23 protein-coding genes are annotated in these 26,508 nt (G+C 63.1%); all 23 read right to left on the reverse strand.

Translation table 11 applies throughout. The annotated features are described in order from the left end of the window. Window positions 1-243: 243 nt before the first annotated feature. The 23 genes from GPA27_RS15525 to GPA27_RS15635 all read right to left on the reverse strand — a co-directional run bounded on the left by GPA27_RS15525 (window position 244) and on the right by GPA27_RS15635 (window position 26,327). A complete protein-coding gene (locus GPA27_RS15525) occupies window positions 244-969 on the reverse strand; it encodes a hypothetical protein (RefSeq protein WP_211165026.1) in 726 nt (241 codons plus the stop codon). Beyond that, a complete protein-coding gene (locus GPA27_RS15530) occupies window positions 959-2,653 on the reverse strand; it encodes an RNA-directed DNA polymerase (RefSeq protein WP_169141484.1) in 1,695 nt (564 codons plus the stop codon). Before GPA27_RS15530 ends, GPA27_RS15525 begins: the two co-directional genes overlap by 11 nt. A 477-nt stretch (window positions 2,654-3,130) precedes the next feature. Next, window positions 3,131-3,628 (reverse strand): hypothetical protein, encoded by a 498-nt coding sequence (locus GPA27_RS15535; RefSeq protein ID WP_169141485.1) that lies wholly within the window; start codon window positions 3,626-3,628, stop codon window positions 3,131-3,133. Window positions 3,629-3,799: 171 nt separating this feature from the next. Continuing rightward, the gene (locus GPA27_RS15540) at window positions 3,800-4,441 is read right to left on the reverse strand and encodes an SLATT domain-containing protein (RefSeq protein WP_169141486.1); all 642 of its coding nucleotides are present in this window, start codon (window positions 4,439-4,441) and stop codon (window positions 3,800-3,802) included. Window positions 4,442-4,663: 222 nt separating this feature from the next. After that, the gene (locus GPA27_RS15545; protein WP_211165027.1) at window positions 4,664-6,106 is read right to left on the reverse strand and encodes a reverse transcriptase domain-containing protein; all 1,443 of its coding nucleotides are present in this window, start codon (window positions 6,104-6,106) and stop codon (window positions 4,664-4,666) included. 738 nt (window positions 6,107-6,844) lie between these two features. Then, window positions 6,845-7,279 (reverse strand): hemerythrin domain-containing protein, encoded by a 435-nt coding sequence (locus GPA27_RS15550; protein WP_096447414.1) that lies wholly within the window; start codon window positions 7,277-7,279, stop codon window positions 6,845-6,847. Between the two features lie 13 nt (window positions 7,280-7,292). Next, a complete protein-coding gene (gene folE, locus GPA27_RS15555) occupies window positions 7,293-7,931 on the reverse strand; it encodes a GTP cyclohydrolase I FolE (protein WP_050416190.1) in 639 nt (212 codons plus the stop codon). A gap of 169 nt (window positions 7,932-8,100) precedes the next feature. Continuing rightward, window positions 8,101-9,225: an acyl-CoA dehydrogenase family protein gene (locus tag GPA27_RS15560; RefSeq protein ID WP_096447416.1), complete on the reverse strand. Its 1,125-nt coding sequence runs from the start codon at window positions 9,223-9,225 to the stop codon at window positions 8,101-8,103. A gap of 37 nt (window positions 9,226-9,262) precedes the next feature. Next, on the reverse strand, window positions 9,263-10,063 hold the full coding sequence (locus tag GPA27_RS15565) for a crotonase/enoyl-CoA hydratase family protein (protein WP_169141487.1): 801 nt from the start codon (window positions 10,061-10,063) through the stop codon (window positions 9,263-9,265). Then, window positions 10,060-11,115: an acyl-CoA dehydrogenase family protein gene (locus tag GPA27_RS15570; protein ID WP_096447420.1), complete on the reverse strand. Its 1,056-nt coding sequence runs from the start codon at window positions 11,113-11,115 to the stop codon at window positions 10,060-10,062. The genes GPA27_RS15565 and GPA27_RS15570 overlap by 4 nt, the downstream gene beginning before the upstream one ends. Window positions 11,116-11,117: 2 nt before the next feature. Next, window positions 11,118-12,263, reverse strand: coding sequence for an acyl-CoA dehydrogenase family protein (locus GPA27_RS15575; protein WP_096447422.1), 1,146 nt, complete (start codon window positions 12,261-12,263; stop codon window positions 11,118-11,120). Between the two features lie 133 nt (window positions 12,264-12,396). After that, complete coding sequence (locus GPA27_RS15580) at window positions 12,397-13,704, reverse strand: amidohydrolase family protein (protein ID WP_096447424.1); 1,308 nt, start codon at window positions 13,702-13,704, stop codon at window positions 12,397-12,399. A 162-nt stretch (window positions 13,705-13,866) separates the two neighbouring features. Next, entirely contained in the window at window positions 13,867-15,141 is a 1,275-nt protein-coding gene (locus GPA27_RS15585) for a cytochrome P450 (RefSeq protein WP_096447426.1), read from the reverse strand. Between the two features lie 266 nt (window positions 15,142-15,407). Beyond that, window positions 15,408-16,178, reverse strand: a complete 771-nt coding sequence (locus tag GPA27_RS15590) for an SDR family NAD(P)-dependent oxidoreductase (RefSeq protein WP_169141488.1) — start codon at window positions 16,176-16,178, stop codon at window positions 15,408-15,410. Continuing rightward, the gene (locus GPA27_RS15595; protein ID WP_169141489.1) at window positions 16,169-17,368 is read right to left on the reverse strand and encodes an MFS transporter; all 1,200 of its coding nucleotides are present in this window, start codon (window positions 17,366-17,368) and stop codon (window positions 16,169-16,171) included. Before GPA27_RS15595 ends, GPA27_RS15590 begins: the two co-directional genes overlap by 10 nt. 26 nt (window positions 17,369-17,394) lie before the next feature. Further along, window positions 17,395-18,450: a phosphotransferase family protein gene (locus GPA27_RS15600; protein WP_169141490.1), complete on the reverse strand. Its 1,056-nt coding sequence runs from the start codon at window positions 18,448-18,450 to the stop codon at window positions 17,395-17,397. Further along, window positions 18,447-19,721, reverse strand: coding sequence for an acyl-CoA dehydrogenase family protein (locus tag GPA27_RS15605; protein WP_169141491.1), 1,275 nt, complete (start codon window positions 19,719-19,721; stop codon window positions 18,447-18,449). The genes GPA27_RS15600 and GPA27_RS15605 overlap by 4 nt, the downstream gene beginning before the upstream one ends. Before the next feature lie 12 nt (window positions 19,722-19,733). Continuing rightward, complete coding sequence (locus GPA27_RS15610) at window positions 19,734-20,471, reverse strand: SDR family NAD(P)-dependent oxidoreductase (RefSeq protein ID WP_096447434.1); 738 nt, start codon at window positions 20,469-20,471, stop codon at window positions 19,734-19,736. Window positions 20,472-20,497: 26 nt separating this feature from the next. Next, window positions 20,498-22,729 (reverse strand): CoA transferase, encoded by a 2,232-nt coding sequence (locus GPA27_RS15615; protein ID WP_169141492.1) that lies wholly within the window; start codon window positions 22,727-22,729, stop codon window positions 20,498-20,500. 4 nt (window positions 22,730-22,733) lie between these two features. Continuing rightward, window positions 22,734-23,243, reverse strand: a complete 510-nt coding sequence (locus GPA27_RS15620; RefSeq protein WP_050416200.1) for a carboxymuconolactone decarboxylase family protein — start codon at window positions 23,241-23,243, stop codon at window positions 22,734-22,736. Between the two features lie 317 nt (window positions 23,244-23,560). After that, a complete protein-coding gene (locus GPA27_RS15625) occupies window positions 23,561-23,917 on the reverse strand; it encodes a nuclear transport factor 2 family protein (protein ID WP_169141493.1) in 357 nt (118 codons plus the stop codon). A gap of 38 nt (window positions 23,918-23,955) precedes the next feature. Next, the gene (locus GPA27_RS15630; RefSeq protein ID WP_256222976.1) at window positions 23,956-25,026 is read right to left on the reverse strand and encodes a hypothetical protein; all 1,071 of its coding nucleotides are present in this window, start codon (window positions 25,024-25,026) and stop codon (window positions 23,956-23,958) included. Window positions 25,027-25,052: 26 nt separating this feature from the next. Continuing rightward, window positions 25,053-26,327: a cytochrome P450 gene (locus tag GPA27_RS15635; RefSeq protein WP_169141495.1), complete on the reverse strand. Its 1,275-nt coding sequence runs from the start codon at window positions 26,325-26,327 to the stop codon at window positions 25,053-25,055. Window positions 26,328-26,508: the final 181 nt, after the last annotated feature.

Consider the following 26,508-nt stretch of genomic DNA (forward strand, 5'->3'; position numbering starts at 1 on the left):
CGCCCCTCCTGAGCACCTCGACCGCAATCCGCGGTTTCCTCCCTGGAGCGTTGTCCAACGCCTGCCATCAGCCGCGGTCGATCATCGACGCCCTTCCCGATTGGCAGGCGTCGAACAACGCTAAACCTTAGCGGACGGTGAAGTTGCATTCCTTGAACGACCGCTTAGCAGGAGCAAACGTCATTCGGGGCATGTGACGAGCTGGCTGGAGACGAGACGTGCCGTGAATAGTTCGGCATTGCGCTATCTCGTCAATCTTGACCCGACCAAAGACAAGAAAAGCTGCAGGATGTCCACCTTCGTCCGTCCGCTGCTGATAATGGACAGGAAGGAATCGAACGTCATCATGACCATCTCCCCACTTCGCGGGTTGAGCAGTATGAAGTCTCGCCACTCTTCCCCGCGGCCTTCCACTGCGGCCGCAAAGCTGAGCAGCCAGTAGATGGCAACCTGGCGGTAGTCAGCCGACGAAAATCGCTTGGCCGTGCACTTCACCTCCACCAGTGTCGCACCAATGGCGAAATCTCCGTGGCCACTGGAAATCCACTCCAAGCCAGGGATATGCGGACGAAAGACGATGGGATGCCCCGCCGACGCGCTCAGCGACGTCATGGTCGCTGCGAGGTTCCGTCCCACTGTCTCAGCCAAATGTTGGTCGACGGGCTCTAGTTGCTCGGGCAACTTGGCATCGAAGTACGCACGTTGTCGGCGGACGGTGTCGGCAAAGCAGGCTGGCCAGTCTATTTCGGCTGGATATTGGAGCAGTTGTTCTCCGACGGTATATCCCAGCTCGAAGAGCATCGCTCGCTGCAAGGCCGACTGCAGCAACAGGTCTTGGCGAAGCGGCTGCACAGGGATTACTTTCGATTCCGCATTGAGGTGGGCAACTATTCCCGGCGTCAGTTGAGGGAACACCTCGTCGAAGATGCCTGGAATTTCCCGTGCCACGGTCCGCGGGTCAAACTGCATCGCCAGCACCCTTCGCCCAGCGCGTGAACACCGCGGCAAATCGAGGCTCAGCGCCACGGGGAAGCATCGCGAGCTTTGCCTTGTCCCGTTGTTCATCGAAGGGAAGCTCCACACCAAGTTCCCAGTATTGTGCTACAGCGCGTTTGGCCTGCTGGCGCGCTTTATCCCCCTCATCACCGAAGCAGAAAGAGGTCAGCCAATAGAGGCGTTGGCATTCAGGGCTGAGCTGCTGCCAACGGTTTCGCAGGTGGTTGAATGCGACCGCGTCGTTCCAACCGCGCCAGCAGTCGATACAGGCGCGCCGGACCGCATCAAGCTGAGTCTTGTCGAAGAGCTCGCTTACGAAGCTAGCGCGAGTGGGCGTTCTCTGGAACCGCAAGCATCGTAGGTAGTGGAGGAGGCTGGTATCGGCCTTCAACAGGTGAGCGGAGTGAATCGGAACCTGGTCGAGCAACTGGTCCACTGCCCCATGGATGGCGGCGAATCTTCCATCTCCTCGCAGATTGGCGATGCCCCGCATGATTGTTGAAAAGGAGGAGCGAAATGCATGCAGGTTCTGCTGCTTCAGCAGCGTTGCCGCGATCTCAAGAGCCACTGCAGGTTCGTGAAGACGAATGGTCCTGCCAATCTGCGTAACTAGAAACGTATCGGGAAGCGCCTTCTCAAGCTCGCGGTTGAGAAGCTGACGAACCTCGAGTGTTTCGACCGTCTCGACTAGCGAGTCGTAGTCTGCTTCGGGATTGTCCGAGTAAGGGTCGAACTTGAGATCAATTTTTCGTAGCTTGGCCGCTTCCGCGTCATCTCCGCCCAGTTGCGAAGCCACATAGTCGCGGTAGTGCTTGGCGGAGAGGAACACTGTCTTTGACTTGTTTAAAGTGAGGCCGTAATCCATCAGGCTCTGCGCCAGGACGCCCAAGGCTCTATAGGCTTCCGCGGTGTTGGCCGCAACTAGGACATAGTCGTCGACATAGCGGTTGCCCCAGACGCCTTTGGCCCCCATGGCGGTATCCACCTCGTTCAGAACGAGCTCCGCAAGAATACGTGCGCCTTGCCCTCCGACTGGAAGGCCGAACGAGCGCCCGGCAAAGAGCTTGCTTAGCAGTGCATTGACCTGCTTGGATACGGCCGAAGCGTCGCCGCCCAGGCGGTTGATGAGATTCTCAATGTAATGATGCGAGACGTGTTCATAGAAGCTCGAGATGTCAGTCTGCACGATGACCGAATGTTCCGGCACTATCGACGCTTGTTGGACGGTCTCTTCTTTGAACGCGCGCCAAGAGCGCGTGCTATCGAACAGGTCCTTGTCACCCGCGGCCAGGAATCGGTAAGAGTGCGCGCCTGCAGACCGATGCGGCTCGAGCGCCTCTGCGATGGCGATGGCAAGACCGTTGAGGTAGATGTTCCAGAACAGGTGAATCTTGGTGATGACTCGAAATCCGGTTGGACCGGATGGAGCAAGAAGGCGCTCGTTGTAGACGTGCAGCTCCGCGATTCGCTCGTGGTTGTCCTTTTCCGCCTTGCTGTCACGGAGCTCGGAGTAGAAGCCATACGCAATCGACGCGAGAGCCGGAGCCTCGTCCCTACAGAATCGGATATCGACATCGAACGGGAGCGTGTCGTTATCGCCATGCTCTGCAATCTCGCGGGCGGCGCGCTCGAAGTGACGCAGTTCTGGTTTCAGCAAAGAAGTCCTCCTTCAGATGCGATGTCTGCAGCTATCGACAAGGTCGCGTTTTGTCGGTTGCTGTTTGTCTTGCTCCTGTGCCAAAGCGAGAGCTGCCGCCACGCCGTGCATATCCATTTATGTCTTCATAACTCACCATAGCATATCTTTTTCGGGTAAATATAGATCTGCTAAGAGCTTGTTGGGAATCCCCATTTATGGATAAGAACGTATCGACGTCAGCTTTCGCATGCTCAGCGGTCGCCGCTGGCATGCGACCTCATCGATCGCTCCGGCCGACGAAGAGGCAGGGGCTCGCTGTCCCCCGGTACGCATGTCCTCGGCCTATGCTAACGACTGGCTTTTTCGGAATGAGCGACAGCAATGCTGCTGGTTGCAGCCCGATGCATAGCGCTGGTTGTAAGTATCAGGCCGATTTTCGCACCATGAACTTACGCTACAACTATCATCAATAGGCGAAGCGCGCACTCTGGACGTTCATGTATTTCTTCGAAGATGCGCATTGTAGATTTTTGGGCAGATACCATCGAGGAGCCCAACAGTCTTTGAAAAGGGGCGGACGCTACAGTTGAATTCGATATTTCCATCCAGCCCTGCTGCATTGTCCAAATTCTTCGCTATTTGATTGGCTAGGCCGTCCGGAATCGTGCCGCTGATATAGAGACAGGCGATCTCACCAGGGCTGATCAACTGCTTCTTCAGTATCGCCGCATCGAGCGGCGCGCCGCCAATCCAGCAACGAAAGCCGGCGCGATCCAGTTCAACGGAAAATGGCGAGAGATTGATCGCTAAAAGGTACAAAGAGAAAGATGCGGACTCACCGAGATCGACAGTCGCCGAGTTGTGACGAGGGCGAAGATCGAGATAAATCAATTGTGCCAGTTTTTCTTGGGTGAAGTATTGGCGAAGTAGAAAGCCGGGCAGCCATCTGAACAGGCGCCAAATGCTCTGAATCGGAATGGTCTCAAGCGCCATGCACGGTTACCATTTGAAATTCACGAGTGGAAGGGGCTGCAGGGCTGCAGGGCTGCAGGGCAGCGGCAAGACATTGACTCTGCCGGCTTCGACACAGCTGTTCTCCAGTAGGAGTGGGGTGAGAACCGGGATAGCATGCTCTGTCAAACCCACCGGATTTTGCTCGGTCGTTCAAGACTTTGGAATCCACCATGAGTAGGCCAGCGCCCCGAGCACCAAGATCCACACGATTCCGAAGAACCAGAGCTCGGAGGCGCGCCAGCGCACTCGTGTCAGCACTGCCTCCGGACGACTCATCGTCGGCTTCCCATTCTTCCCTTCGAACTCTTCCGCCAGTCTCTGATGCGCCCTAAATAATGCATCATCACAGGGAGCGTGGTTGTGTGGGCACTTGTCCTTGATTGCCTCATACTCAATCCGTAGGTCATCCACTTCCTTGTTTGCGAGCGGCCTGCTTGCATCGATCTGCGCTAGGGCTTGCGCCAGTTTCAGCTGGAAGGCGGTCAAAAGTTCAGCATTTCGGTGCAGAGCTTCGGCTTTTGCGCCGTATCCCGCCCCCCACTCCATGAGGCTGATCGCCAACAGAAAAACCCCAAGTGCCGCGGCCAGCGAGGATAAGTAGTTGTCCAGCGGAGTCCCCGGCGTGGGCGAGTAGACCTTCTGCGCAAAGGCCACTGCAATGCTCAGCGCGGAAAGCGCTGCAAGACTGAAGGTCGAAAACCACTCACGATGCTTCAGCCGGCGAGCTGCGTTGTACCGTGCACCGGCAGTCCGCCAGGAAAACGTCCGCAGGTCCGACAGAAACTGTTTCATAGAGTAAATCCAACTGGCACAAAGGGTGCAGGCAATGCCTGATGAATCAGGTCATATCCACTTCCAAGGCGGTGACGCAGAGCGTCCCCCCAAGAAGGTTTCTCCGCCAAAGGCGGCGCCCCATGCTTCGCATGGGTAGGGAGCACTTCCGCCCGCTAGACCGAGGTCTGACGAGGTATCGCTTACGCGATAGGCATCGCCTGCGAGTAGATTTTAACCCACTTACCCGTATATGACACCTTCGTCCGAATGCATGGCAGCCAGAATGTGGCGTAAGTACTTCTCATACCTGTCTTTGATCTCGGCGTCAGTCAGCGTCTCCGCCGGGTCGACCCGGCCTCGTTCACTGAGGAAAGCAAGCATCTCGATTTGATTGGTGATCTTGTCGTAATTCCGCACGTAACCACCTTGCGGATTGAACTTCATCTCGAAGTACGCACGGCGTAGCGTCTTTAATTCAGACGGAGCTTTGTGTCCGAAATCTAGCATTCGCTTGAACATGCCTTCGATCGCCGCATCAAGGCGATGAAGTAAAGACAAGTCGCTGATCTGATTGAAGTAGGCGATCCAGCCGTAGCGCTTCTTCTGAGATATGGCCCCGGTTATGCGCTCGTTTAGCTCAAGAAGAAAGATCTCCTTCAGGCGATCTTCGGTTAGGTACTTGAACTTGGCCAGCCTTCGAGACTTGTTGTGGATGTAGTCGCTGAACTTCGCTGCAATCGACTGTAGGAACCGCTCGACTGTCGAATCTCTCACCGAGATGATTGGCAAGCGAAATATGTAACCGAGATATCCAAATGGCTTCGAAAGCGGTGCGATGTGGGTTTTGCTAGATCCCTTCGGATGCAATGACAAGCCTCTTAACGTGAGGCGCGAGCGCAACGAACGAAACGCAGTTTGTACTATCGGCTCCGGTCCATACATCAGGACGTCATCAACGTACCTGTAGTAACTTACCCCGAGCTTGGTCATCGCCTCATCCACGTCTTGCATGTAGATGGATGCCAGGAGGTTCGATATTGCCAGTCCTTGTGGCACGCCGTCCTTTGGACTGAACTCTTTGTGTCGAGAACGATGAGTGTTCTTGGGGACAGTCGGCGTCGACAGGGCGTGTCCAATCAGCTTGATCGCGCTTTTGTACTTCACCCTCTTGGCAAGCACCTTAAGTAGCCGGTTCTGTCGGATCGAATCATAGAATGTCTTGATGTCAGTGCTGCAGATCCAGGTTTCAGTTGGAGATCGGCCGATAAGATCGACGGCGATCTCTCTGACATAGGTGCTAGCGACATTCTTCGGAACCCGCTCCGGATAGAGGGCTGCCAGAAATTTGTTTAGCTGTTTCAGTACAACTCGATCGCGCACCGTAGGTATGCCGATCAGCCGAGGCGGCTTATCCCGGCCTTTTGTCTTCAGGACCTCGAGGAACGGTGAGAACCGGAACTGCCCATTAAAGATCTTTGCGGACGCAACGCCGAGATCCTTCTTTGCGTTCAGCGCGTATTGGAATCCATTGAGGCGATCGACGCCCTTGCCAGTCGTGCTTGCAAACTCCTCATTGAAGACTGCTTCCAGGGTGTCCGGAGCGAAGAGGTGTTTGAACAGTACTTCGTCGTCAATGGGTGCTGCCACACAGGCAATCGCCGGCGCAATTTCCATAAAGCTCATAGTTTCCCCTGCCTCTGTTTCAGTAGTCCAGAACCCAGACTGCCATTCTTAGAGGCTTGATGCGCGGTTCAAATATCCTTAACTCACCCACACAGGTAACTCGTGGATGTTGAGGGTGTTCGCTTCGCTGGTCCGCGGATTCATCTGCGGTAAGTCGGGTCGCGAGACGGCGCCTCTCTGTCGACCGGCAATCCCCGGCAGATCGGCCGGCCTCTGTGCGACGACGGCCAACGGGCTCAGTTCTGGTCCGTCAACAACAGCCTTCTTGAGTCCGAATCTGCAATCGACCGCTCATGGTCGATTGTAAGCATTCCGCATTCGATCAGGAAACCATCATTCGCGTCAGAGAAGTCCGCCCGATCGGTAACGAACGAGTTCGTCACGAAGTTGATTCAACCCTGGGAACGTCGCGGCTTTCCGGGATTCAGCTGGTCCCAGGAGCCGACAAGAGAAGCTGTTCTCCTCGCCGGATCATTTCGTCAATCGATGTCGGAGAATTTGCTTGTCGCTGCTTGCTGTTTTCCGTACTAGCCCCGTGCGGCGGCTTTGCGCAAGAGTACCGCCGCTCCGGGGACGTAAGCTGGCCGACAGGATTGGCCGAACGACGGTCAGTGCGCAGGGAACATCACAACTGAGTGATGAATGGTCGCACAAAGTGCACTTTGGATACCGCAGCCGACGTCACCGACCTAACCCGGCTCTGCCATAGCCACCGCAGCGCGCCTACCTAGCCGACTTTCAGGTCGTCACCGCGCGCTTCAGGACCAGCGGCACGCCCCCCGTACTGCGCTTGACCATCCATTGCGCCAGCGCCGAATCCATGTAGGTCGCATGGCCCGGGAACCACTCCTCGAGCGCGACCGCGAGGCGGCGCCCGACCTCGATGTTGCCCGCCGCGACCATCTGCTGCACTTCGCGCACCGACGCCATGACCTTCTCGTGTTCCTCGATGTGGCAGTCCCGCGCCGGGAAGTTTCCCGCGGACATCCAGGCGGCTTCCTCCGCGAAGTGGTGCTCGGCGTGGGCGGCGAAACGGTCGAGCAGCGCCGGGAAGACTTCGTCTCCGACGACCTGCATGGCGTGCACGAGCTCGACGAACTCGTGGTGGATGTCGTCCATCGGCCCATAGCCGAGGAGGAATTCGTCGCTCCAGGGGGTCGCCTGCTCGCTCATTTCCGGTCTCCGTTCAGGTATTCGGCAGGCCGCGCGGGCCGCCCATGCCGATCATCGCGAGGAATTCGCGGCGCGTCGAGGCGTCTTCGCGAAACGCGCCGACCATCCGGCTGGTGACGAGGCCTGCGCCGGGCTTGTGCACCCCGCGCGTGGTCATGCACTGGTGGGACGCCTCGATGACAACCGCGACGCCCTTGGGTTGCAGCACGGAGTGCAGCGTGTCGGCGATCTGCACCGTCATTTTTTCCTGGATCTGCAGGCGTTTTGCGTAGATCTCGACCAGCCGCGCGAGCTTGGAGATGCCGACCACGCGGTGGTTCGGGAGGTAACCGATGTGCGCCTTGCCGATGATCGGCGCCATGTGGTGCTCGCAGTGGCTTTCGAAGCGGATGTCGTTCATGACGATCATCTCGTCGTAGCCCTCGACCTCGGAGAAGGTGCGAGCCAGGATTTCGGCCGGGTCCTGCGAATAGCCGGCGAAGAATTCTTCGTAGGCGCGCACGACGCGCGAGGGCGTATCGACGAGCCCCTCGCGGCCCGGTTCGTCGCCGGCCCAGCGGATAAGGGTGCGTACGGCGTCTTCCGCCGCCTCGCGCGATACGCCACCGCGCAGGTCCGCGTCACCGGCGTCGTCGGTTTGCCCTTCTTTCATGCTGCGTTCTCCCGTTTGTCCTGCGGCGTGCGGGGGCGCCCGTGACGCAGGGCGTCCCCACAGAAGAAAGAGCGGGACCGTGTTGCCGAGGTCCCGTAAACCGGCAGCGCACCGCGCACCGTCGGAGGAGAAGACATAATCTGCGTCACGCCCGCGCGGTCTGGTCTGCTCAGAGCGAGCGGGCGATGATTTCCTTCATGATCTCGGACGTGCCACCGTAGATACGCGCGACGCGTGCATCGACCCAAGCACGGCTGATCTTGTACTCGCTCATGAAGCCGTAGCCGCCGTGCAGCTGCAGAAGTTCGTCGAGCACCTTGCCCTGCATCTCGGAACCGACCAGCTTGCACATCGCGCCGACCTCGGGCGAGAGTTCGCCGCGCATGGCCTTGCCCAGGCAGTCGTCCACAAACACGCGCAGCATGGTTGCCTGCGCCTTGCATTCGGCGAGCTTGAACTTGGTGTTCTGGAAATCGAAGACCGTCTTGCCGAACACCTTGCGCTCGCGCACGTACTCGAGCGTGTCGTCGATCAGCGCCTCGATGGAGGCGGCAGCGCGAATGCCGATGATGGTGCGTTCCCACGCGAGCTGGTGCGTGAGATAGCCGAAGCCCTTGTTCTCGTCGCCGAGGCGATTCTCGACCGGGACACGGACGTCGTCGAAGAAGAGTTCCGAGGTGTCCTGGCCCTTCAGTCCGATCTTTTCAAGCAGCCGGCCTTTGGAGAATCCGGGGCGATCGGCCTCGACGCAGATCAGCGTGAGCTCCTTCGCATTGGGGTCGAGCTTGGTCGCGGTGACCATCAGGTCCGCGTTGCCACCGTTGGTGATGAAGGTCTTCTGGCCGTTGATGACGTATTCGTCGCCATCGCGCCGTGCGCTGGTGCGCATCGAGCGCAGGTCGGAACCGATGCCGGGCTCGCTCATCGCGATGACGCCGATGATCTCGCCCGCAACCATCCGCGGCAGCCACTTCTTCTTCTGCGCCTCGCTGCCGTAGGCAACGATGTAAGGGGCGACGATCTCGGAGTGGGTCGTGAAGCCGATCGCGGTCGCATTGACCCGCGCCAGCTCCTCGATCATCACCGCCGAGTGGCCGAAATCGCCACCCGCACCGCCGTATTCCTCCGGCACCGTCGAGCACAGCAGGCCGACCTCGCCCGCCTTGCGCCAGACCGACTTCGGCACGATCCCGACCGCCTCCCACTCGTGCAGGTGGGGGACGATCTCGTTCTCGATGAAGCGCCGCGCCATCTCGCGGAACATTTCATGATCTTCACGGAATACGGTCCGCATCCTTGTTCCTCCGCCTGTTCTCGTGCAGTTTCCCGGCTCAGCGGCCGGTGAATTTCGGTTCGCGCTTCTCGACGAAGGCTGCGACCGCTTCCATGTGATCTTCGGTGTGATGGGCAAGCGCCTGGTAGGCCGCCGACATCTCCAGCAGCGAATCGAGACGCATGTGCTGGCCTTCCCGCAGCAGGCGCTTGGTAAGGCGCAGGCCGTGGGCCGGATTAGCCGCCATGCGCCGGGCAATGCCCAGCGCCGCGGTCTCGAGCTCGGCTGCGGGTACCACCTCGGTCACGAGGCCCCACGCGAGCGCGGTCTGGGCGTCGATCATGTCGCCGGTGAGCGCCATCAGGCTGGCCCTGGGCATACCGACGATGCGCGGCAGCAGCCACGCACCGCCATCACCCGGCACGATGCCGAGCTTCACGAAGCTTTCCGCGAACTTCGCGGTGTCGGCGGCGATGCGCACATCGCACATGCACGCCAAGTCCAGGCCCGCGCCGATCGCCGGTCCGTTCATCGCCGCGATGACGGGCACGTCCAGGTCGTAAAGGCACAGCGGGATGCGCTGGATGCCATTGCGGTAGCTCTCGCGCACCTCATAGGGCGACCCGGCAAAGATGCCGCCGCGTTCGCGCATGTCCTTGACGTTGCCGCCGGCACAGAAAGCCGGTCCGTTGCCGGTGAGTACGACGACCTTGATCGAGCGGTCCGTGCGGACGTTGGCGCACAGGTCGACGAACTCCTGCATCTGTGACGGGTCGGAGAGCGCGTTGCGCGTCTCCGGGCTATCCATGCGGACGGTGAGGATGGCGTCCTCGCGTTCGAGGATCAGAAAGGGTTTCATGCTGCAGTCTCCTCGTATGCGGCGAGCACGCCGGCGGTAACCGATGGCCACAATGCCTGGGAGCCGGCGCCGCAGAGCGCGCGACCGAGCTGCTGCGACCAGTCGGTGAGCGAGCCGAACTCGCTGCGCCACGACCACAGCCTGCGGGTCGTCAGGTGCAGGGCGTGTTCGTGGGTGAAGCCGATCGCGCCATGCACGGCGTGGGCGACACCCGCCCCGATCCCCGCGGCCTCGGAGGCGCAGATCTTGGCCGCCATCACCGGCAGGCGTGCGAGCCGATCGTCCGACTCGGCGAAGGCCGCTTCGGCGGACATCACGGAGGCCGCCGCATGTTCGGCGAGGACTGCAATCTGGTGCTGGATCGCCTGGAAACTGCCGATCGGCTTGCCGAACTGCACGCGCTCACCGGCATACGTGGTGGCCATCGCCAACACGGTTTCGAGCGCGCCCGCAATCTGCGCGGCACGCATCATTGCACCGCCAAGCTTGAGCACGTCGGCCGACAGTGCCGTCGGCAAAGCCGCGCTTGCGAGCGGCACCACCGCTTCGAATTTGAGCGTGTCGCGCGGTTCGGCGGCCGTATTCACGGTACGCACCACCGTCGCCGCCTCGGTCGGCAGGAGCACCACCGCCGGCGCCGCGCCCGCTGCGACGGCCACCACGTGGCGGACGTGGCGCCCCCATGGCACATCGACAGCGGCCCCGGTCACACGGCCGTTTTCCAGGCGCAGTGTGCCGCGCGCGGCAACACTCAGCGTTCCCGACACGGCGGCCAGTCCGCTCGCACCCAGCAACCAATTGGCGAGCATCGCTTCGGGCAGCGGCAGCGGGAGGTTGAAGCGGCCGGCCAGACGCAGCACACCACATACATCCGCCCACGTGGCACCTGCACCGCCGAGCGACTCCGGCACCAGTGCCAGCGTGAATCCGGATGCTTCGACAGCCGTCCACAGCTCCGTCGGCCATTCGCCGCCCTCGCAAGCCAACACCGCGTCGGCGGTGACGAGGTCCGAGAACAGGCGCTCGACAGAGGAATCGAATAGGTCTCTCATGATCAACGCAGCCCCAATCCGCGCGCGATGATGCCGCGGAGAATCTCCCGCGTGCCGCCGCGCAGTGAAAACGATGGCGCCATCTGGGTCAGATAGGCCAGCACCTGGGCGTGGTCGCTGCCGCCCTGAACGGTTGGCGGAAGCTCGCACAACAGCTGCGCGACTTCCGGAATCTCTTGCTCGAAAACCGCACCGAGATCCTTCACGACCGAGGCCTCCCACGCCGGGTTGTTGCCCGCCGCGAGTTGGGCCGTCACCGCCAACGACATGTTGCGCAGCGTCACCAGTCGCGCGGCGAAGCGGCCGATCTCCTTGGCCTGCAGGGCATCAGGACTACGGCCCACCGCGTCGATGAGCGTGTGGAGCAGCGCGATCGAGCTGAGGAAGCGCTCGGGACCGCTGCGTTCGAAGGCGAGTTCGGCGGTGACCTGCCCCCAGCCCTGCCCTTCGGTACCGATGATGGCGTCGGCATCGAGTACGAGTTCGTCGAAGAAGACCTCGTTGAAATGCTCGGCGCCCGTCAGGTCCTTGATCGGCCGGATGGTGATGCCCGGCAGACTGAGGTCGATGATGAACTGCGAGAGTCCTTCCTGGCGCTTGCTGTTCTCGCCGGTGCGTACCAACGCGATCATGTAGTGCGAGCGGTGGGCGTTGGTGGTCCACACCTTCTGCCCATTCACCACCCACTTGTCCCCTTCACGGCGTGCGCGCGTCTTGATCGAAGCGAGGTCGGAGCCCGAATTGGGCTCGCTCATGCCGATGCAGAAAAACTGTTCGCCGCGGCAGATCGCCGGCAGGTGGCGTTCTTTCTGCGCATCGGTGCCGTAGTGCAGGATCTGCGGGCCGCTCTGGCGATCGGCGAACCAGTGCGCGGACACCGGCGCGCCGGCGGCGAGCAGCTCCTCGATCACGACGTAGCGCGCGAAGGGACTCGCCTCGCCGCCACCATAGCGCTTGGGCAGAGCCATGCCGACCCAGCCCTTCGCTCCCAGGCGACGGCTGAATTCGGCGTCGAACCCCATCCAGGAATCCGCCCGGCGGACCGCCGGGTAGTCCTTCAGGGCTTCGGCGAGGAAGGCACGCACTTCCGCACGAAGTGCTTCGGCCTCCGGTGGAATGCGACTGTACTTGAACTGGTCTATGGACATGGCGCGTTCGATAGTGGGCCGTCGGCTTGAGCAACGGCGTGGATGACCCGGGTCACGTCGCCCGCGAACGGCACGGACGACCGTCGGCCGGCGGACACGCCCCGCGTGCCCGCCAACCGCACTGCAGCCGGACTCAGAGCGCGGTCTGCGCGTCCGCCGAGGCGAACATCTTGTTGATATCGCCCGAGGTCACCGGCTTGCTGGGATCGCGTTGCGGAGCTGCGCCGCCGAGGCCCAGCGCCGGCTCGATGCTGACATGCGTCGCCTGCGCGCGCAGCGCACCGACGGTGCAGTTCTCGCGCCCCAGGATGGCGAACGGGTCGTAAGAGAATTCGCGCATCGCGTTGAGGTGGCTGATCTTGTTGATGATCTCGTCGGGCAGGTTCTTCGCCTGCTGCCAGAACACGTCCGCGGAGTTCGGCCAGGTGCAGTCCGAGTGCGGGTAGTCGCACTCCCACGTGACCATGTCGACGTTGATCGAGTCGAGGTTCCTGAGCCCGAACGCATCCTCGATGAAGCAGGTGATGAAGTGCTCGTTGAAGATGTCGCTGGGCTTCTTGCCGCCGAAGTTCGAGTTCGTCCAGGCGTGGTGGTGGTTGTGCGTGAAGTCGGCGCGCTCGAGCAGATACGGGATCCAGCCGATGCCGCCTTCCGACAGGGCCATGCGCAGCTTGGGGTACTTCTTCCACATGGGTGCCCAGATCCAGTCCGCCGCCGAGTTGGAGATCGAGATCGGCATCGACGTGATCCAGGCGTCGATCGGCGATTCATCCGAGGCGTGAGCCGCCTTCACCCCGGTGCCGATGTGGCAGCAGATCACGACATTGTTCTCTTCGCACGCCTTCCACAGGGGATCCCAGTGCGGGTTGTGGATCGACGGGTAGCCATGCACGGTCGGGTTGTCGGACAGCGTGATGGCATGCACACCCTGATCGGCCATGCGCTTCACCTCGGCCGCGGCGGCCTGCATGTCCCACCATGGCACCATCATCAAGGGGATGAAGCGACCCGGAGCAGCGTTGCACCAGTCATGCAGGTGCCAGTCGTTGTAGGCCTGGATGGCTGCAAGGCTGACGTTTTTGTCCGGCATGACCTGGAAGCGCTGGCCGGCGAAACCGGGGAAGGTCGGGAAACACAGCGAGCCGAGCACGCCGTTCGCATTCATGTCGTCGACCCGCGCCTTGATGTCCCAGGTACCACGGCGCATCTGTTCGTAGGAGAGCGGCTCCATGCCGTACTCCTCCTTCGGACGCCCGACCACCGAATTCAGTCCCATGTAGCCCGTTGCCTGCTCCTCGAACACCCAGATGTCGCGGCCGTTGCGGTTTTCGACGCGCGGCTGGCGGCCCTTGTACTTGGCGGGCATGTGGCGGTCGAAGGCGCCACGCGGTTCGATCGCATGGTCATCGACGCTGACAAGGATGAGATCTTCGAGCTTCATGTGTGTGTCCCCTGTTGGAGTGGCGTCCGCGGTGGGCGCGAACCGGTTATGAGCCTCTATCTTAGAGCAAGAAATTCGTTTTGTTAAACACTTTTTTGCTTTGTGTTCATGTTTAACGAAATTTCCAGATCGGCCGGAGGCTCAGCCGGTCCGCGCGCCACCTCAATCCCAGATGACCGGGACGGAGTGAGGGCCACGAAGCTGTGCGCCCGTAATCCGCGGCTTCGGCTCATCCGGGTCGAGGCGGATGTTCGGGAACAGATCGAGAATGGCGTTCAGCGCCACCTGGAGCTCGGTCTTGGCGATGAACTGCCCGATGCACATGTGAGGGCCGAAGCCGAAGCCGAATGAAGGCTTGAGCTTGCGATCGATGTCGAACTCTTCGCTGCTCTCGAAGGCTTCCTCGTCGCGGTTGGCGGAAGAAACGATGCACTGGACCATGGCACCCTTCGGGATGCGGACGCCGCCGAGTTCGAGGTCCTGTGCCGCCTGACGCACCTTGAAGGTCGCCACGGGCTCGAACCGGATCGCCTCGTCGATGGCCTTGCCGACCAGGCTGCGATCCTTGCGGACCCTGTCGAGCACGTCCGGACGCTCGAGCAGCAACACCATCAGCGAGCCGAAGGTCCGCGTCGTGGTCTCACCGGCAGCCGGGAGCAGCGAACGCACGAAGGTCGTGATCTCGTGGTCATCGAGCTTGCGCCCTTCGTATTCGGCCCGGATCAGGCGGCTGATGAGGTCGTTTCCTTCGGCGCCGCGTTGGCGCACGGCGACGACGGCTTCCTTCACCGCGTCGTAGAGCGCCTGTGCGGCTTCCATTGCAGCCTTGCGCGCAATCGCGGCCTTTTCGGCGTCCACCTGCGGGCCGGCAAGGATCGCCAGCGCCCATGCCGCATACTGTTCGACCTTCTCGGGTTCGTCGTCGGGAAAACCGATCAGCGCGTAGATCAGGCGAATCGGGAAGTGGAGGCCGAAGTCCATCAGGTCGGCCTTCTTCTTCGGCACCAGCGGCAACAGGTACTCGTTGCGCACGATGGGATCCATCTTGCTGTCGCGCCACGTGTTGACCACGTCGGGCATGAAGATGGGCTGCAGCAGGCCGCGTGCCTTCTTGTGCGCCTCGCCGTCCATGCCGGTGAGGATCAGGCCGTCGAAGAAGGCCCCCAGCCCTTCGGCGATGAAACCGCTGGTGTAGTTTGCGGCATCGCGCAGGACGGTCATCACGTCCTTGTATTTGAACACGGTGTAGGTCGGCCGGTTCGGATCCAGCCCTGCGATGTTCGGCACGCCGAGCTTGCCCATGAAGTTCTCGGCAATGATCGGCGAGTTCTTCCGCATCTCGCGGTAGATCGCATGCAGATCGACATCCTCACCGCGGTAGTTGTCGGCCACTCCGGCGAACGCGCTCTCCAGCGTAACGTCCTTGACACTGCTCATTTCGTCTTCCTCCGTTGGCGCACCGCCCGGTCGTGAACGAACACGCTGTGCCGGCCATGTGCAATGGCCTCGACACGGTGCCTTCACGCCGGATAAGACGGCGCTGTTTCTGAACACTTTTGCGCATAGTGCTCCATTTAATGCGTACTGCCAAGTGTTCAAGCAGGGACCAGGGCAGGCCGGAGGACACCTGCCCTGCCTGGGGCGGGAATGCGGACGTGGCGCGCGTTAGTGCAGCCGACAGTGCAACGGTTCTCGCTCCTGCATCACGGAATCATGAGGCCACCGTCGACGGCCAGCGTCTGGCCGGTGATGAAGCGAGCCCCGTCGCTCATCATGAACACCACGAAAGGCGTCATGTCGCGATCGGGGTCGCCGAGCTTGCCGCCGAGCGGGATCAACCCGGCCATCATCGCGTCGTGCGCCCGCAGGGCATCCGCGTCCATTCGTGCGCGGTGGGCGTCGTACATGGGTGTCCACATGCCCGGCGCAGCGGCATTCACGCTGATGCCGTGTCGCCCCCACTCCTTCGCCACCGTTCGGGTCCAGCCGAGGACCGCCGCCTTGGCGGCCGAGTAGTGGGCACACCCGGGCAGCCCCATGACCCCCGCCGCGGAGCCGAAGTTGAGGATGCGACCGCCCTTCTCCCGCAGATGCGGAAAGACGGCCTGGTTGGTGTTCAGGGTGCCGCGCGCATTGACGTCGAATATGAGGTCCCAGTCAGCCTCGACGATCGCTTCGGCCGGCGCCGCGCGCTCGACGCCGGCGATGTTCACCAGTCCGTCGAGGCCGCTCAGCCAGGCGACAGCCTGCGCGACGATCCTATCGACTTCGGCACGCTCGCGAATGTCGCAGTGGAAATACCTCGCCTCGCCCGAGGCACCCGCATTGGCGCGCGCCACTTCCGCGCGGCCGGCCTCGTCATTCACATCCAGCGCCGCCAGCCGCGCACCGGCCGCCACCAGTCCGCGCAGTGCACTCGCACCGATGCCCCCTGCGGTGCCGGTCACGATGAGGCGTTTTCCGCTCAGCTGCATGTCCTCTCCTCCTCTTGTGGATGTTCCTCGCGGCGCGCGGGAGCCCCGTTGTCCGTGTCGATCCGCCGGGCCTGCAGGCCCCCGAGACCGAGCGCCGCGGCCATCACCCAGAACAGCACGGCCGCGCCGGCACTCGCCCCAATGGCGCCAAAAAGGAGGGGCATCGCGGTCATCGAGGCGTGCACCGTCATCGAGCGGAAAGCCAGCGCCTCGCCGTGCCGCTCGCGGGGCGTGACCTGATGCAGCGTCGCGAGAATCGTCGGTTGGATCGCGCCCAGCGCAAGGCCGAGGGTCGCGGCGCACAGCGCCATGGCCCATGCACTCTGGAGCAGTGGATACAGCACGAACACCAGACACGTGATGAAAAGCGCCCCCGCAAGCAAATGGCGTCGCGGCAGGCGTTCGGCCACAAACGGGATCACGACGCGCACCGACATCGACGCCACCGCATAGGCCGCCAGCACCGCCCCCAGCGCCGATGCGCTGAAGCCGCGTTCGACCCCGAGAATCGGCAACGCGAAGCCATGCACGTCCCAACTGGCCGACACCAGCCAGTTGACGAGGAGCAGGCGCCGGAACGACGGCAGGCGGAGCAGGCCCCAAGCGGACGGCTGCTTGCGGTTCAACGCGGAGACCGGCGCCCGGCTTTCATGCGGGACCGCCTGGGCGATCACCAGGGTCGCGAACGGAAGCAGCGCGAGCGCGGCGAACGCCGCCGAAAAGCCGAGATGATCGATCAGCACGCCGGCCATCATCGGCCCGAAGAGTCCCGCCACGGCCGGAGCGAGCGCGATCCAGCTGAACACGCGAAGCCGATCCGCCTCGTCCCGCGCGAATCGGCTGGCCGTGCGCTGGATCGCGATCATGCCGAAACCCGAGCCCGCGCCGCACAACGCAGCGGCCGCACACAGGGCAATGAGATGGGGTACCGACGCTGCGAGCAACGCACCCGCGAGCGACAGGCCGGCCGCAATGCGCACCGGCAGATGGTAGCCGTGCCGATCGGCAAGCCGTCCGGCCGGGATAGCGAAGATCGCGGGAAAGAGCGCGAACATCGTCATCACGAGCCCCACCGCCCACTCGGAATGCCCCAGCCGAAGGACGCTCAGCGGCGCGGCCAGGCGAGCCCCCTGCACGCAGGCGTGCAGTCCGACCTGGCATGCGACCAGCGCCACCAGGGCGCTACGCATGGATGCCGGGGAAACACCGCGCCCATTCACGCCCGCACCTCGATCCCCGCGATCGCCGCTTCGAGCAGGCGCACCGCGGACGCATGATGCTGCGCGCCGGTTTCCGCCGGTGCCTTGCCTGCGCAGGATCGCGCATGGCTCGCCTCGAGCATGATGCCGAGCTTGAAGCGTGCCATCGCGACGTACCAATCGATCGCCGACAGGTCGCGCGCGGTGCGCTGGCGATAGTGTTCGATGAGTTCGGCAGTCGAGGGAAGACCGTCGGCGGGCGCGATACGGATGGTGCCGGCGCCCCGCCCGTCGCGGTCGGGCCAGGTCGCGACGAGCCAGCCGAGGTCGAGCAGCGGATCCCCCAGCGTCGCAAGCTCCCAGTCGATGATCGCTGCAAGCGCCGGCCGGTCATGCCGGAACATCACGTTGCCGAAGTGATAATCGCCGTGCATCAGCCCCGGAACGTTGGCTGCCGGCACGTGCGCTTCGAGCCAGTCGGCCACCTCGCGCACACCAGGCAGCGCCTGCGGCCCCGGCCAACCGGGCTGCTCCGCGCAGCGCTCGAGGTGCATGAGCCAGCGCGGCACTTGCCGCTCAAGAAACCCTTCCGGCCGCCCGAAGTCCGCCAGTCCGACCGCATCGGGCGCGACCTCGCCCAGGCGCAGCAAGGCATCGACCATCGACAGCCCCATCGCATGGCGCCACGTCGGATCAGTGGCATAGAGCCCCCGGAGCGGCGTGGGCGTTGCGGTAAAGCCATCCACCGGAGCCATCAGGTAGAACGGCGCACCGAGCACCGACGCATCCCTGCAGGCAGCAATCAGGCGCGGGTGTGGTACCGCCGTGCCGGCAAGTGCTCCGAGCAGCCGCGCCTCACGGAGAAAGGTCGCGTGGATCTCGGGCTTTGCGCCCGGCGGCGGGCAGCGCAGGACGTACTCGGCGCCGTCCCGAAAAAAGCGCAGCAGGACGTTCTGCGTGCCCCCGGTGAGCGGCGTGACCGAGTCGATCGCCCCACTACCCAGCCCCTGCGCATCCATCCATTCGGCGAGTCGTCCGAGATCGACCTCCGCCGCCCACCCGTGAGCGCTCATCCCAGCACCGCGCTGAACTTCGCCCGTGCAGCGGCCTCGGCCGTCGGCCGGTGATAGTCCGGGAACAGGTCCTCACAACCGGTGTACTCGCGCAGCAACTGCTTGGCGACGGTGACCTTGTGCACCTCGGTCGGACCGTCTGCGAGCCCCATCTGGTAGGCGCGCACGATCAGGCCGACGAAGGGCATCTCGGACGACACCCCTATCGATCCATGCACCTGCAATGCGCTCGACGCGATGTCGTGCAGCACCTTGGGCATCGTCGCCTTCACCGCGGCGATGTCCTTGCGCACCTTCATGTAGTCCTGGTACTTGTCGATGCGCCAGGCAGTGCGCATGACCAGCAGGCGGAACTGCTCGAGCTGGATCCACGCATCGGCGATCCTCTCCTGCACCATCTGCTTGTCCGCGAGCAGCGAGCCCTGGGTGCTGCGCGACAAGGCCCGCTCGCACAGCGCGTCGAGTGCCTTCTGCGACTGGCCGATGACGCGCATCGCGTGGTGCACGCGCCCCCCGCCGAGGCGCACCTGCGCGACGACGAAGGCCTCGCCGGGCGCGCCGAGCATGTTTTCCGCCGGCACCCGCGCCCGGTCGAAATTCAGGTAGCCATGAGTCGCCTCGGGATCGTCAGGGACGCCGACGTTACGGACGATCTCGATTCCCGGTGTATCGGCAGGCACGATGAACATGCTCATGCCCTTGTAGGGCGACACGGTCGGGTCGGTGATCGCCATGACGATGTAGAACGCGGCATAGCGAGCGTTCGACGCGAACCACTTCTGCCCCGAAATCAGCCAATCGTTGCCATCCTGTTCGGCTCGCGTCGTGAACACTTTCGGATCGGCGCCCCCCTGCGGCTCAGTCATCGCAAAACAGGACACGATGCGGTTGTCGAGAAGCGGCTCGAGGTAGCGCGCCTTCTGTTCGGGCGTGCCGTAGTGCGCGAGGATCTCGCAGTTTCCCGAGTCGGGCGCGTGCGCACCGAACACGATGGGCGCGAACAGCGCGCGACCGAGGATCTCGTTCATCAGCGCCAGCTTGACCTGGCCATAGCCCGCCCCGCCGAGTTCCGGTCCGAGGTGGCAAGCCCACAGATTCCTGGCCTTCACCTCGCGCTGCAGCGGGCGGACCAGCGCCTCGAAGCGCGGATCGTGGATATTCCAGGGACTGCCGAGGACATGCTCGAGCGGCTCGACCTCCTCGCGCACGAAGCGGTCGATCCAGTCGAGTTCCTGCTGGAATTCCGGGTCGGTCTCAAAATCCCATGCCATCTTCGATCTCCATCAGGCGAGCAGCAGGCCACCATCGACCAGCAGGGTCTGGCCGAGCATGTAGGACGCCAGCGGCGAAGCGAGGAAGAGCGCCGCACCGGCCATCTCTTCCGGCGTGCCGAGGCGGCCGAGGGGAATATTCTTGAGCGACGCCTCCAGGCGCTTGGGGTGATCCGTCGTGATGCGGGTAAGCTTGGTCGCGACGAGCCCGGGGGCGATGCCGTTCACGCGGATGCCGTCACGTGCCCACGCTTCGCCCAGCGTGCGGGTAAGGCCGTAGGCCCCCGTCTTGGAAGCGTTGTAGGCCGGGGTGCCGACCGTGGAATGGAAGGCCGCGGCCGAACTCACGATGATCATCGATCCGCGGCTCTCGGCGAGCATGTCGTGGAACTTGTCGCCACAGGCCATGAGGCTCACGAGGTTCACATTCACGACCTCCCGAAAGGCCGGCACCTTGAACTCCTCGCGGTTGTAGCGCACCGTGCCTTGCGAGCAGATCAGCACGTCGAGCCGCTCGAACGGCACCGGCGCGCACGCCACCGCATCGGCGTCGGCCACGTCCACTTGCGCATACGCGAGTCCCTCGAGGTTCGAGTCGGCCGAATCCGCATAATCGGCGGCGGTCGGTCGCGTGCCCCAGACGTGGACGCTCGCCCCGCGCCGACGGAAGGCCTGCGCCATGCCGTTGCCGATCCCGCTCGATCCTCCCACCACGAGTACCGTCTTGCCGCTGAAGTCCAGTTCGTTCACGTGTTCGTTTCTCCTTCGTCCATGCGTCAGGGATTGGTCACGGCCGCGGCGACCATGCTTTGAATCTGCCCTTCGTCGAGCCCGACCGATCGCCACACCCTGTGGCTGTGCTCGCCCAACGCCGGCGGTGCCCGGTCAAGGGCGAGGGGCAGGTCGCAAAAGTTCCAGTACGCGCCGACCTGTTCGAGGTGCCCATACACCGCGTGCGGATAGGCGGCGTGCAGCCCCGCCCGTCGGCAGCCGTCGTCGTCGAGAAAGCTCAGACCGGGGTTTTCGAGCGCGGGCTCGCAAGGCACCCCCGCCGCGGTCAGACACTCGCAGGCCGTCTCGCGGCTGAACGCCGCAAACCAGGCCTCGCGATCGTTCCCGGCCAAGGCGGCGAGCGCCCGCGCTTCCTCCGGCCGCAGCGCGGCGACAGCCAGCCAGCCGTCCGCGCAGCGATACAGACGGTGATCCGGCGACACGCCGGTCTGCGCCGCGTCGAGGTGATCGATCGGGGACAGACTGCCGTCGGCGCGCATCACGGCCTCGCCCACGGTCAGTAGCGTCGCGCCGAGGAGCGATGCCGCCACCGCCTGTCCGTCGCCCGTTATCTGGCGCTGAAAATGCGCGAGCAGGAGTGCGAACACTGACGACAGCGCGGCGAAGTAGTCCCCGACGCCGAAGCGCAACCACATCGGCGGCCTCCCCTCGCCGCCGCATTCCACTTCCCAGCCGCAGGCCGCCTGCATCAGCTGGTCGAACCCGGGCCAGTCCTTGCGCGGTCCCAGCGGACCGTAGGAGCTGATGTGGCAATACACGAGCGCCGGATTGATCGCCTTCAGTGATTCGTAGTCGATACCCAGCTTGTGCGCGGCCGGCAGGCGGACGTTGTGATGAACCACGTCGGCCCAGCGCACCAGCGCCGCGAGTGCCAGTTGTGCGGCCGGATCGCCGAGCTTGAGCGTCGCACCGAGCTTGCCACGCTGCGTGCCGGCAAAGATCCGTTCCAGACGGCGCATTGCATCGCCACCGGGGGGTTCCACCTTGATGACTTCGGCGCCGAGGTCGGAGAGGAGCTGCGTCGCGAAGGGCCCCGCGAGGTAGGCGCCCAGGTCGAGCACCCTGAGCCCCGCGAGGGGTGCGCTCCCCGGCTGCCCCTTCGCCGCGCCGTCGAATGCATGCGCGCGCGGGACGCTCCAAGCCGGGTCGGATTCAAGAGGCCGCAACCCGCCGCGCAGGCGCGGGGGAGGGTCGGTGGTGTACGCCGGCCCGGGTTCGAACACGCGACCGATGACGGGATCATCCACCATCACGACAAATCCGTTGGCACGCGCCTGTTCGTCGCGGTATATCTCACCGAAAGGGGCCGCCACCTGTGCGGCCACGTCGTGCTGCCAGAAGTGTTCGACCCATTCCTGCGCGGGGCGCGTGGCAATGATTACCCTATTCGCGCCGAAGTTTGGCGCAACGTGGCTGGGCGGATATTTCGCGTTCTCGGCCGCGACCGCCTCCGGCCCCATCGCCGCGAGCGCCGCTGCCATCCAAGGGGCCTTGTCTGGCGAGTAGTGCACATGGATCCAGCGCCCGTCGGAACAGCGGTGCAGCGGAATGGGCGTCGTCTTGTCGAGCCCTTTCGCGAACGCCGGTGTCGGCGTTTCGGCGCGTGACCAGTGCATGCTCATCGGTGCGAGAGCGGCCTGGGCGAGGCTGGTGTGAGCCGCCCCGCCGCGCCCGTCGCGGCGCCGTGCAATCAGACGCGCCATCACCCCGACGACGCAATACCAGGCGGCGAGCCAACTCGCGAATGGCATGCGGACGAAGATCGGGCCCCGCCGATGACCAGGCTGCTCATCGAGCAGACCCAAGCGCGCGAGCACGAGCGATTCCCGCGGCAAGGCCTCGGCGAGTGGATGCCGGGACGGCCAGCCGGTGATTGCCGAGACAACAAGCTGCGGGCATGCTGCAGCAAGCGCGTCGTCCGTCAACCCCAGCGCTGCCGCACGACTGGGTGTGAAGTCGTGGATCAACACGTCGGCGTCGGCCAGCAAGGCACGCAGACGCCCGCGCCCATCATCGCGATCCAGGTCGAGCTCGACCCGACGCTTTCCCCTGTTGAGAACGGAGAACAAGGCCGTGCCCTGCTCCGCATCGCTGCCCGGCGCTTCGATGCGGATGACTTCCGCACCCGCCTCCGAGAGCAGCAACCCGGCCGCCGGACCGGGGATGCCGCATGCGATCTCGACGACGCGGATACCGGCGAGGATGCCTTCGTGCATCGCCCTACTCCGCGTACGCCTGCTGCACATAGGTCATGCGCCCACCCGCTAGCATCAGCGCGCAGAACATGTTCAGCTCGACGATCTGGGCGGTGGAAAAATGGCGGCCGAGCTCGGCGAATACCGCGTCGTCGATGGCCATGTAGTCGGCCGCAAAGAGCTCGGCGTATCGCAGCGCCGCCTTCTCGTGCGGCGAAAAACGAGCATCGTCCGCGCTCAGGCAGGCGATATCCTCCTCGCTCACCGCGTCGTCCTTGCGCGCGAGCTGACACGCCTTGCAGGTCGTGATCGAGGCGATCCTGAGCCGCACCAGCTCGCGGAGGCGGCCGTCGAGCACCCCACTCACGTGCATCGTTTCCAGGGTCGCGAGCCAGGCTTGGGCAAGCTCGGGGCGATGTGCCCAGACCTGCACCGGGACGGTGGAACTCAACATGCGGTTGGCGCACCCCCGCGCCACTGCGTCGGCAAGCGGTGCAGGCAACGCATCGAGGGGAATGGGCTGGATTCTCGCCATGGTGGGATCCTCGGTTGGGATGAACGGGTTGCCCGGCGAGACGTCGGTCAGAACGCTCAGGCAAGGCTGCAGAACTTCGACGAGCCACCCGACCCTGCATGAAGCGCTCGATCGCGGGGTCGAGCGGCCTCACCGATGCACAACCTCTCGTAGTTATATGTTCAGTTTTTGATTTTTTGTTCAAATATACGACTGAATCCCCTCCGAAACAAGAACGGCGTGATCTGACCGGGTGTCAGAACACGCCGCACCTACCTCAGGATGTAGAGAGGACGTTCGCGATCGCGGTTATTCCCGACCGCGCCGTTACTGCCCGTTCAGGGCTGACGAATGAAGTAGCGCACGTGGAGCTTTCCGCCCTCGTCGAAGCGATAGAGCTCGATGGTTTCGATCGTCACATCGGTCCCCTTCACCCTGTTGCGGTTGTGACAGGCCGCCTCGCAGCCATTGATGATCATCGCGACCTCCTCGATGTCGATCTTGGCGTTCTGCGCGGTCCACATCGCTTCAAGCACCGGCCACCCGTCAGCGGGCGGTCGGCCGACGTATTCGATTGAGAGACCGCCGGGCGCGACCTCGCGGTAAGCAGCCAGAAAACCTTCCTTGTCGGAGACGTTCCATCGCGCAAGCTGTGTGTGCAGGAAATGCTCGATGGCCTTCGCGTCGATGCTCATGGGAGCTCCTTATTCGTGTCTCGTGTTCATTGGGCGCGTCAGAGTTCGCTACCGCGCACATTGCGCGCGCTGCCGTTGCGGCGGTCCGATTCGCCCCAGGCCATCCAGCGATCCGGCTCGCGCGTATCACCCACACGTCTCCAGCGGCCTTCCTGTTGCGCGGTGATCGGGAATCCGCCGACAAAGTCCATCATTTCGCCTTTCGGATCAGGCAGGAACTCCCACTCCTCCCGGCCATCGACCACGATGCGGGCAGTTTCGGCGAAATAACTTCCCTCCTTGTGTCGCACCTCGCCCTCGATATCCGTCGTGCAATAGATCTCGCCCTTGTGGTTCTGGAAGATCGCGTAGCCCAGATTCTCGTGACCGACCATAAACGAGCCCGCATCCCAGGTCCCGTCCTTGTAGATCGTCGCGAACGACCACCAGATGACGTGCATCTTGTTGTTTACGACGAGGTCCTTCTGGAAGTGAATGGCACCGCCGTCGGCCATCCACGCCTGGTCGAGCGCGATGACGCCCTTCACCGGACGCCCCTCGCAGATGCCGGACACGTCGTAGAGTTGCGACACGTAGAAGGTGCCCCAATCCTCGCCGGGCAGGTACCACTGCATGCCGTTGCCGATAAGCGGCCCACCGATGTCGAGAAGCCCCTCCTCCTTCCAGCTGAAGCGCTCACCCGACGCGGTAATCAGCCACGGCTCGCCGGGTTCGCCGTCCAAGCTGGACCAGCAGGCGGTATCGCCTTCCAGCCAGCGCTTAGGGAACATCGTCATCGCGCGAGGCAGGATCCTTTCCTTGTCGACGCGGATGTGGCGCTCGTCAATCCGGGTGGACTGATAGATGAACTTCGTCGGGTTGGGGGAGCTGCCAGGCGCATTTACAGCACGGACGAAGGAATAGATGTGCCCTTCTTCGTCGCGCACGCTGCCGAAGGGCATGTGCTTGGTGAGCTTGAGCCCAAAATGATCACGCAGGTCTGCGAGCTTGGCACCGCTGACTTTCTGCGGTCCGACCAGGCATTGATAGGCGAAATCGCCCCGTTGAGGAACGGTCTTGAAGATTCTCATCGTTGAATTCCGGAAGAGGTCGGGAAGCCGCCCATGCATGCGACGGGCGGGAACGGTGCCCGGGTTCAGTCCCAGATCACATGCACGTGGGACGCGCCGCGCAGCTGGGCACCTTCGATGACCGGTGCGGGCTTGTCCGGGTCCAGCCGCAGGTTCGGAAAGAGATCGAGGATCGCGTTGATCCCGCAATTGAGCTCCACCTTGGCAACGAACTGTCCGATGCACATGTGCGGGCCGAACCCGAAACCGAAGGAGGGCTTGAGCTTGCGGTCGATGTCGAACTGGTCCGGGTTCTCGAACACCTCCTCGTCCCGGTTCGCCGATACCACCATGCACTGCACGAACGACCCCTTGGGGATCGTCACGCCGTGCAGTTCCACCTCCTTGGCCGTCTCGCGCACCTTGAAGGTCGCCACCGGCTCATAGCGGACGGCTTCGTCGATCAGCTTGGGCACCAGCGAGCGGTCGGCCCTGACGCGATCGACCAGCCCCGGCGTCGTCAGCAACAGGGTCATGACGGAACTGAACGTGCGCGTGGTCGTCTCGCCCGCCGCCGGCAACAGCGAGCGCACAAAGGTGATGACCTGGTGGTCGTCGAGCCTCTCGCCCTCATATTCGGCACGCAGCAGGCGCCCAATGATGTCGTCGCCGTGGGAGCCCTCGGCGCGGCGCTTGACCACCACCTCCTGAATGGCGTCATAGAGCAGTTTGACCGCAACCCCGGCATTGCGGCGCGCCTCATCGATCTTCTCGGGGTCGACCTGGTTGCCTCCGACCATCGCCAGGGTCCATGCCGCGTACTTCTTGTACTTCTCGGTGTCGTCCGTCGGGAAACCCATCAGCGCGTACATTTCACGGATCGGGAAGTACAAGCCGAAGTCCATCAGATCCGCCTTCCTCTGCGACACCATCGGCTCGAGGAAGTCCTTGCGGATCACGTGGTCGATCTGGCCCCGCCACTTGTTGACCGTATCCGGCATGAAGGCCGGTTGCAGCAAGGCCCGCACGCGCCGGTGTTGCTCGCCGTCCATCGCGAGAATGATCAGGCCATCGAAGAATGCCCCCAGTCCCTCGGCAATGAATCCGTTGGTGTAAGTGTCGGCATCACGCAGCACGTTCATCACGTCCTTGTAGCCGAACAGCGCGAACGTGGGCCGAGTGCCCTGTTTGAGGCCGGCGTTCGTCGGCACGCCGAACTGCTTGATGAAGTCCCCGACGTAGATCGGGGACTTGCCGCGCATCTCCCGGCACGCGGCGTGAATGTCGCCTTTGCCCTTGTAGGTTTCCGATACGGCCGTGTATGCGGTTTCGAGGTCGAGGTTGAGGATATCGGTGCTCACGGTTGTCTCCTGTGTGGCGCCCGTTGCTGCGGTTATCGAGAAACAACCGCCAGACACATGCGCATTTTTTGCAAAAGCGTCCACATCCTAACCATCAAATCGAAGCGGTGGCCGATTCGGCAGCGACTGTCGTTTGACCTCGAGTCAACTGCGCTAAGCTTCGCGGACAACAAGCGGAAAC

Source organism: Aromatoleum toluolicum (assembly GCF_012911005.2).
Lineage (GTDB): Bacteria > Pseudomonadota > Gammaproteobacteria > Burkholderiales > Rhodocyclaceae > Aromatoleum > Aromatoleum toluolicum.

Bases quoted from the DNA above. Each gene is read 5' to 3' on its own strand.
- GPA27_RS15625 (WP_169141493.1), bottom strand. From the start codon at position 23,917: ATGAGCATCGACGCGAAGGCCATCGAGCATTTCCTGCACACACAGCTT.
- GPA27_RS15545 (WP_211165027.1), bottom strand. From the start codon at position 6,106: ATGAGCTTTATGGAAATTGCGCCGGCGATTGCCTGTGTGGCAGCACCC.
- folE (WP_050416190.1), bottom strand. From the start codon at position 7,931: ATGAAAGAAGGGCAAACCGACGACGCCGGTGACGCGGACCTGCGCGGT.
- GPA27_RS15535 (WP_169141485.1), bottom strand. From the start codon at position 3,628: ATGGCGCTTGAGACCATTCCGATTCAGAGCATTTGGCGCCTGTTCAGA.
- GPA27_RS15600 (WP_169141490.1), bottom strand. From the start codon at position 18,450: ATGAGCGCTCACGGGTGGGCGGCGGAGGTCGATCTCGGACGACTCGCC.
- GPA27_RS15565 (WP_169141487.1), bottom strand. From the start codon at position 10,063: ATGAAACCCTTTCTGATCCTCGAACGCGAGGACGCCATCCTCACCGTC.
- GPA27_RS15575 (WP_096447422.1), bottom strand. From the start codon at position 12,263: ATGTCCATAGACCAGTTCAAGTACAGTCGCATTCCACCGGAGGCCGAA.
- GPA27_RS15595 (WP_169141489.1), bottom strand. From the start codon at position 17,368: ATGCGTAGCGCCCTGGTGGCGCTGGTCGCATGCCAGGTCGGACTGCAC.
- GPA27_RS15525 (WP_211165026.1), bottom strand. From the start codon at position 969: ATGCAGTTTGACCCGCGGACCGTGGCACGGGAAATTCCAGGCATCTTC.
- GPA27_RS15540 (WP_169141486.1), bottom strand. From the start codon at position 4,441: ATGAAACAGTTTCTGTCGGACCTGCGGACGTTTTCCTGGCGGACTGCC.
- GPA27_RS15570 (WP_096447420.1), bottom strand. From the start codon at position 11,115: ATGAGAGACCTATTCGATTCCTCTGTCGAGCGCCTGTTCTCGGACCTC.
- GPA27_RS15620 (WP_050416200.1), bottom strand. From the start codon at position 23,243: ATGGCGAGAATCCAGCCCATTCCCCTCGATGCGTTGCCTGCACCGCTT.
- GPA27_RS15560 (WP_096447416.1), bottom strand. From the start codon at position 9,225: ATGCGGACCGTATTCCGTGAAGATCATGAAATGTTCCGCGAGATGGCG.
- GPA27_RS15585 (WP_096447426.1), bottom strand. From the start codon at position 15,141: ATGAGCAGTGTCAAGGACGTTACGCTGGAGAGCGCGTTCGCCGGAGTG.
- GPA27_RS15605 (WP_169141491.1), bottom strand. From the start codon at position 19,721: ATGGCATGGGATTTTGAGACCGACCCGGAATTCCAGCAGGAACTCGAC.
- GPA27_RS15590 (WP_169141488.1), bottom strand. From the start codon at position 16,178: ATGCAGCTGAGCGGAAAACGCCTCATCGTGACCGGCACCGCAGGGGGC.
- GPA27_RS15630 (WP_256222976.1), bottom strand. From the start codon at position 25,026: ATGCATGGGCGGCTTCCCGACCTCTTCCGGAATTCAACGATGAGAATC.
- GPA27_RS15615 (WP_169141492.1), bottom strand. From the start codon at position 22,729: ATGCACGAAGGCATCCTCGCCGGTATCCGCGTCGTCGAGATCGCATGC.
- GPA27_RS15550 (WP_096447414.1), bottom strand. From the start codon at position 7,279: ATGAGCGAGCAGGCGACCCCCTGGAGCGACGAATTCCTCCTCGGCTAT.
- GPA27_RS15580 (WP_096447424.1), bottom strand. From the start codon at position 13,704: ATGAAGCTCGAAGATCTCATCCTTGTCAGCGTCGATGACCATGCGATC.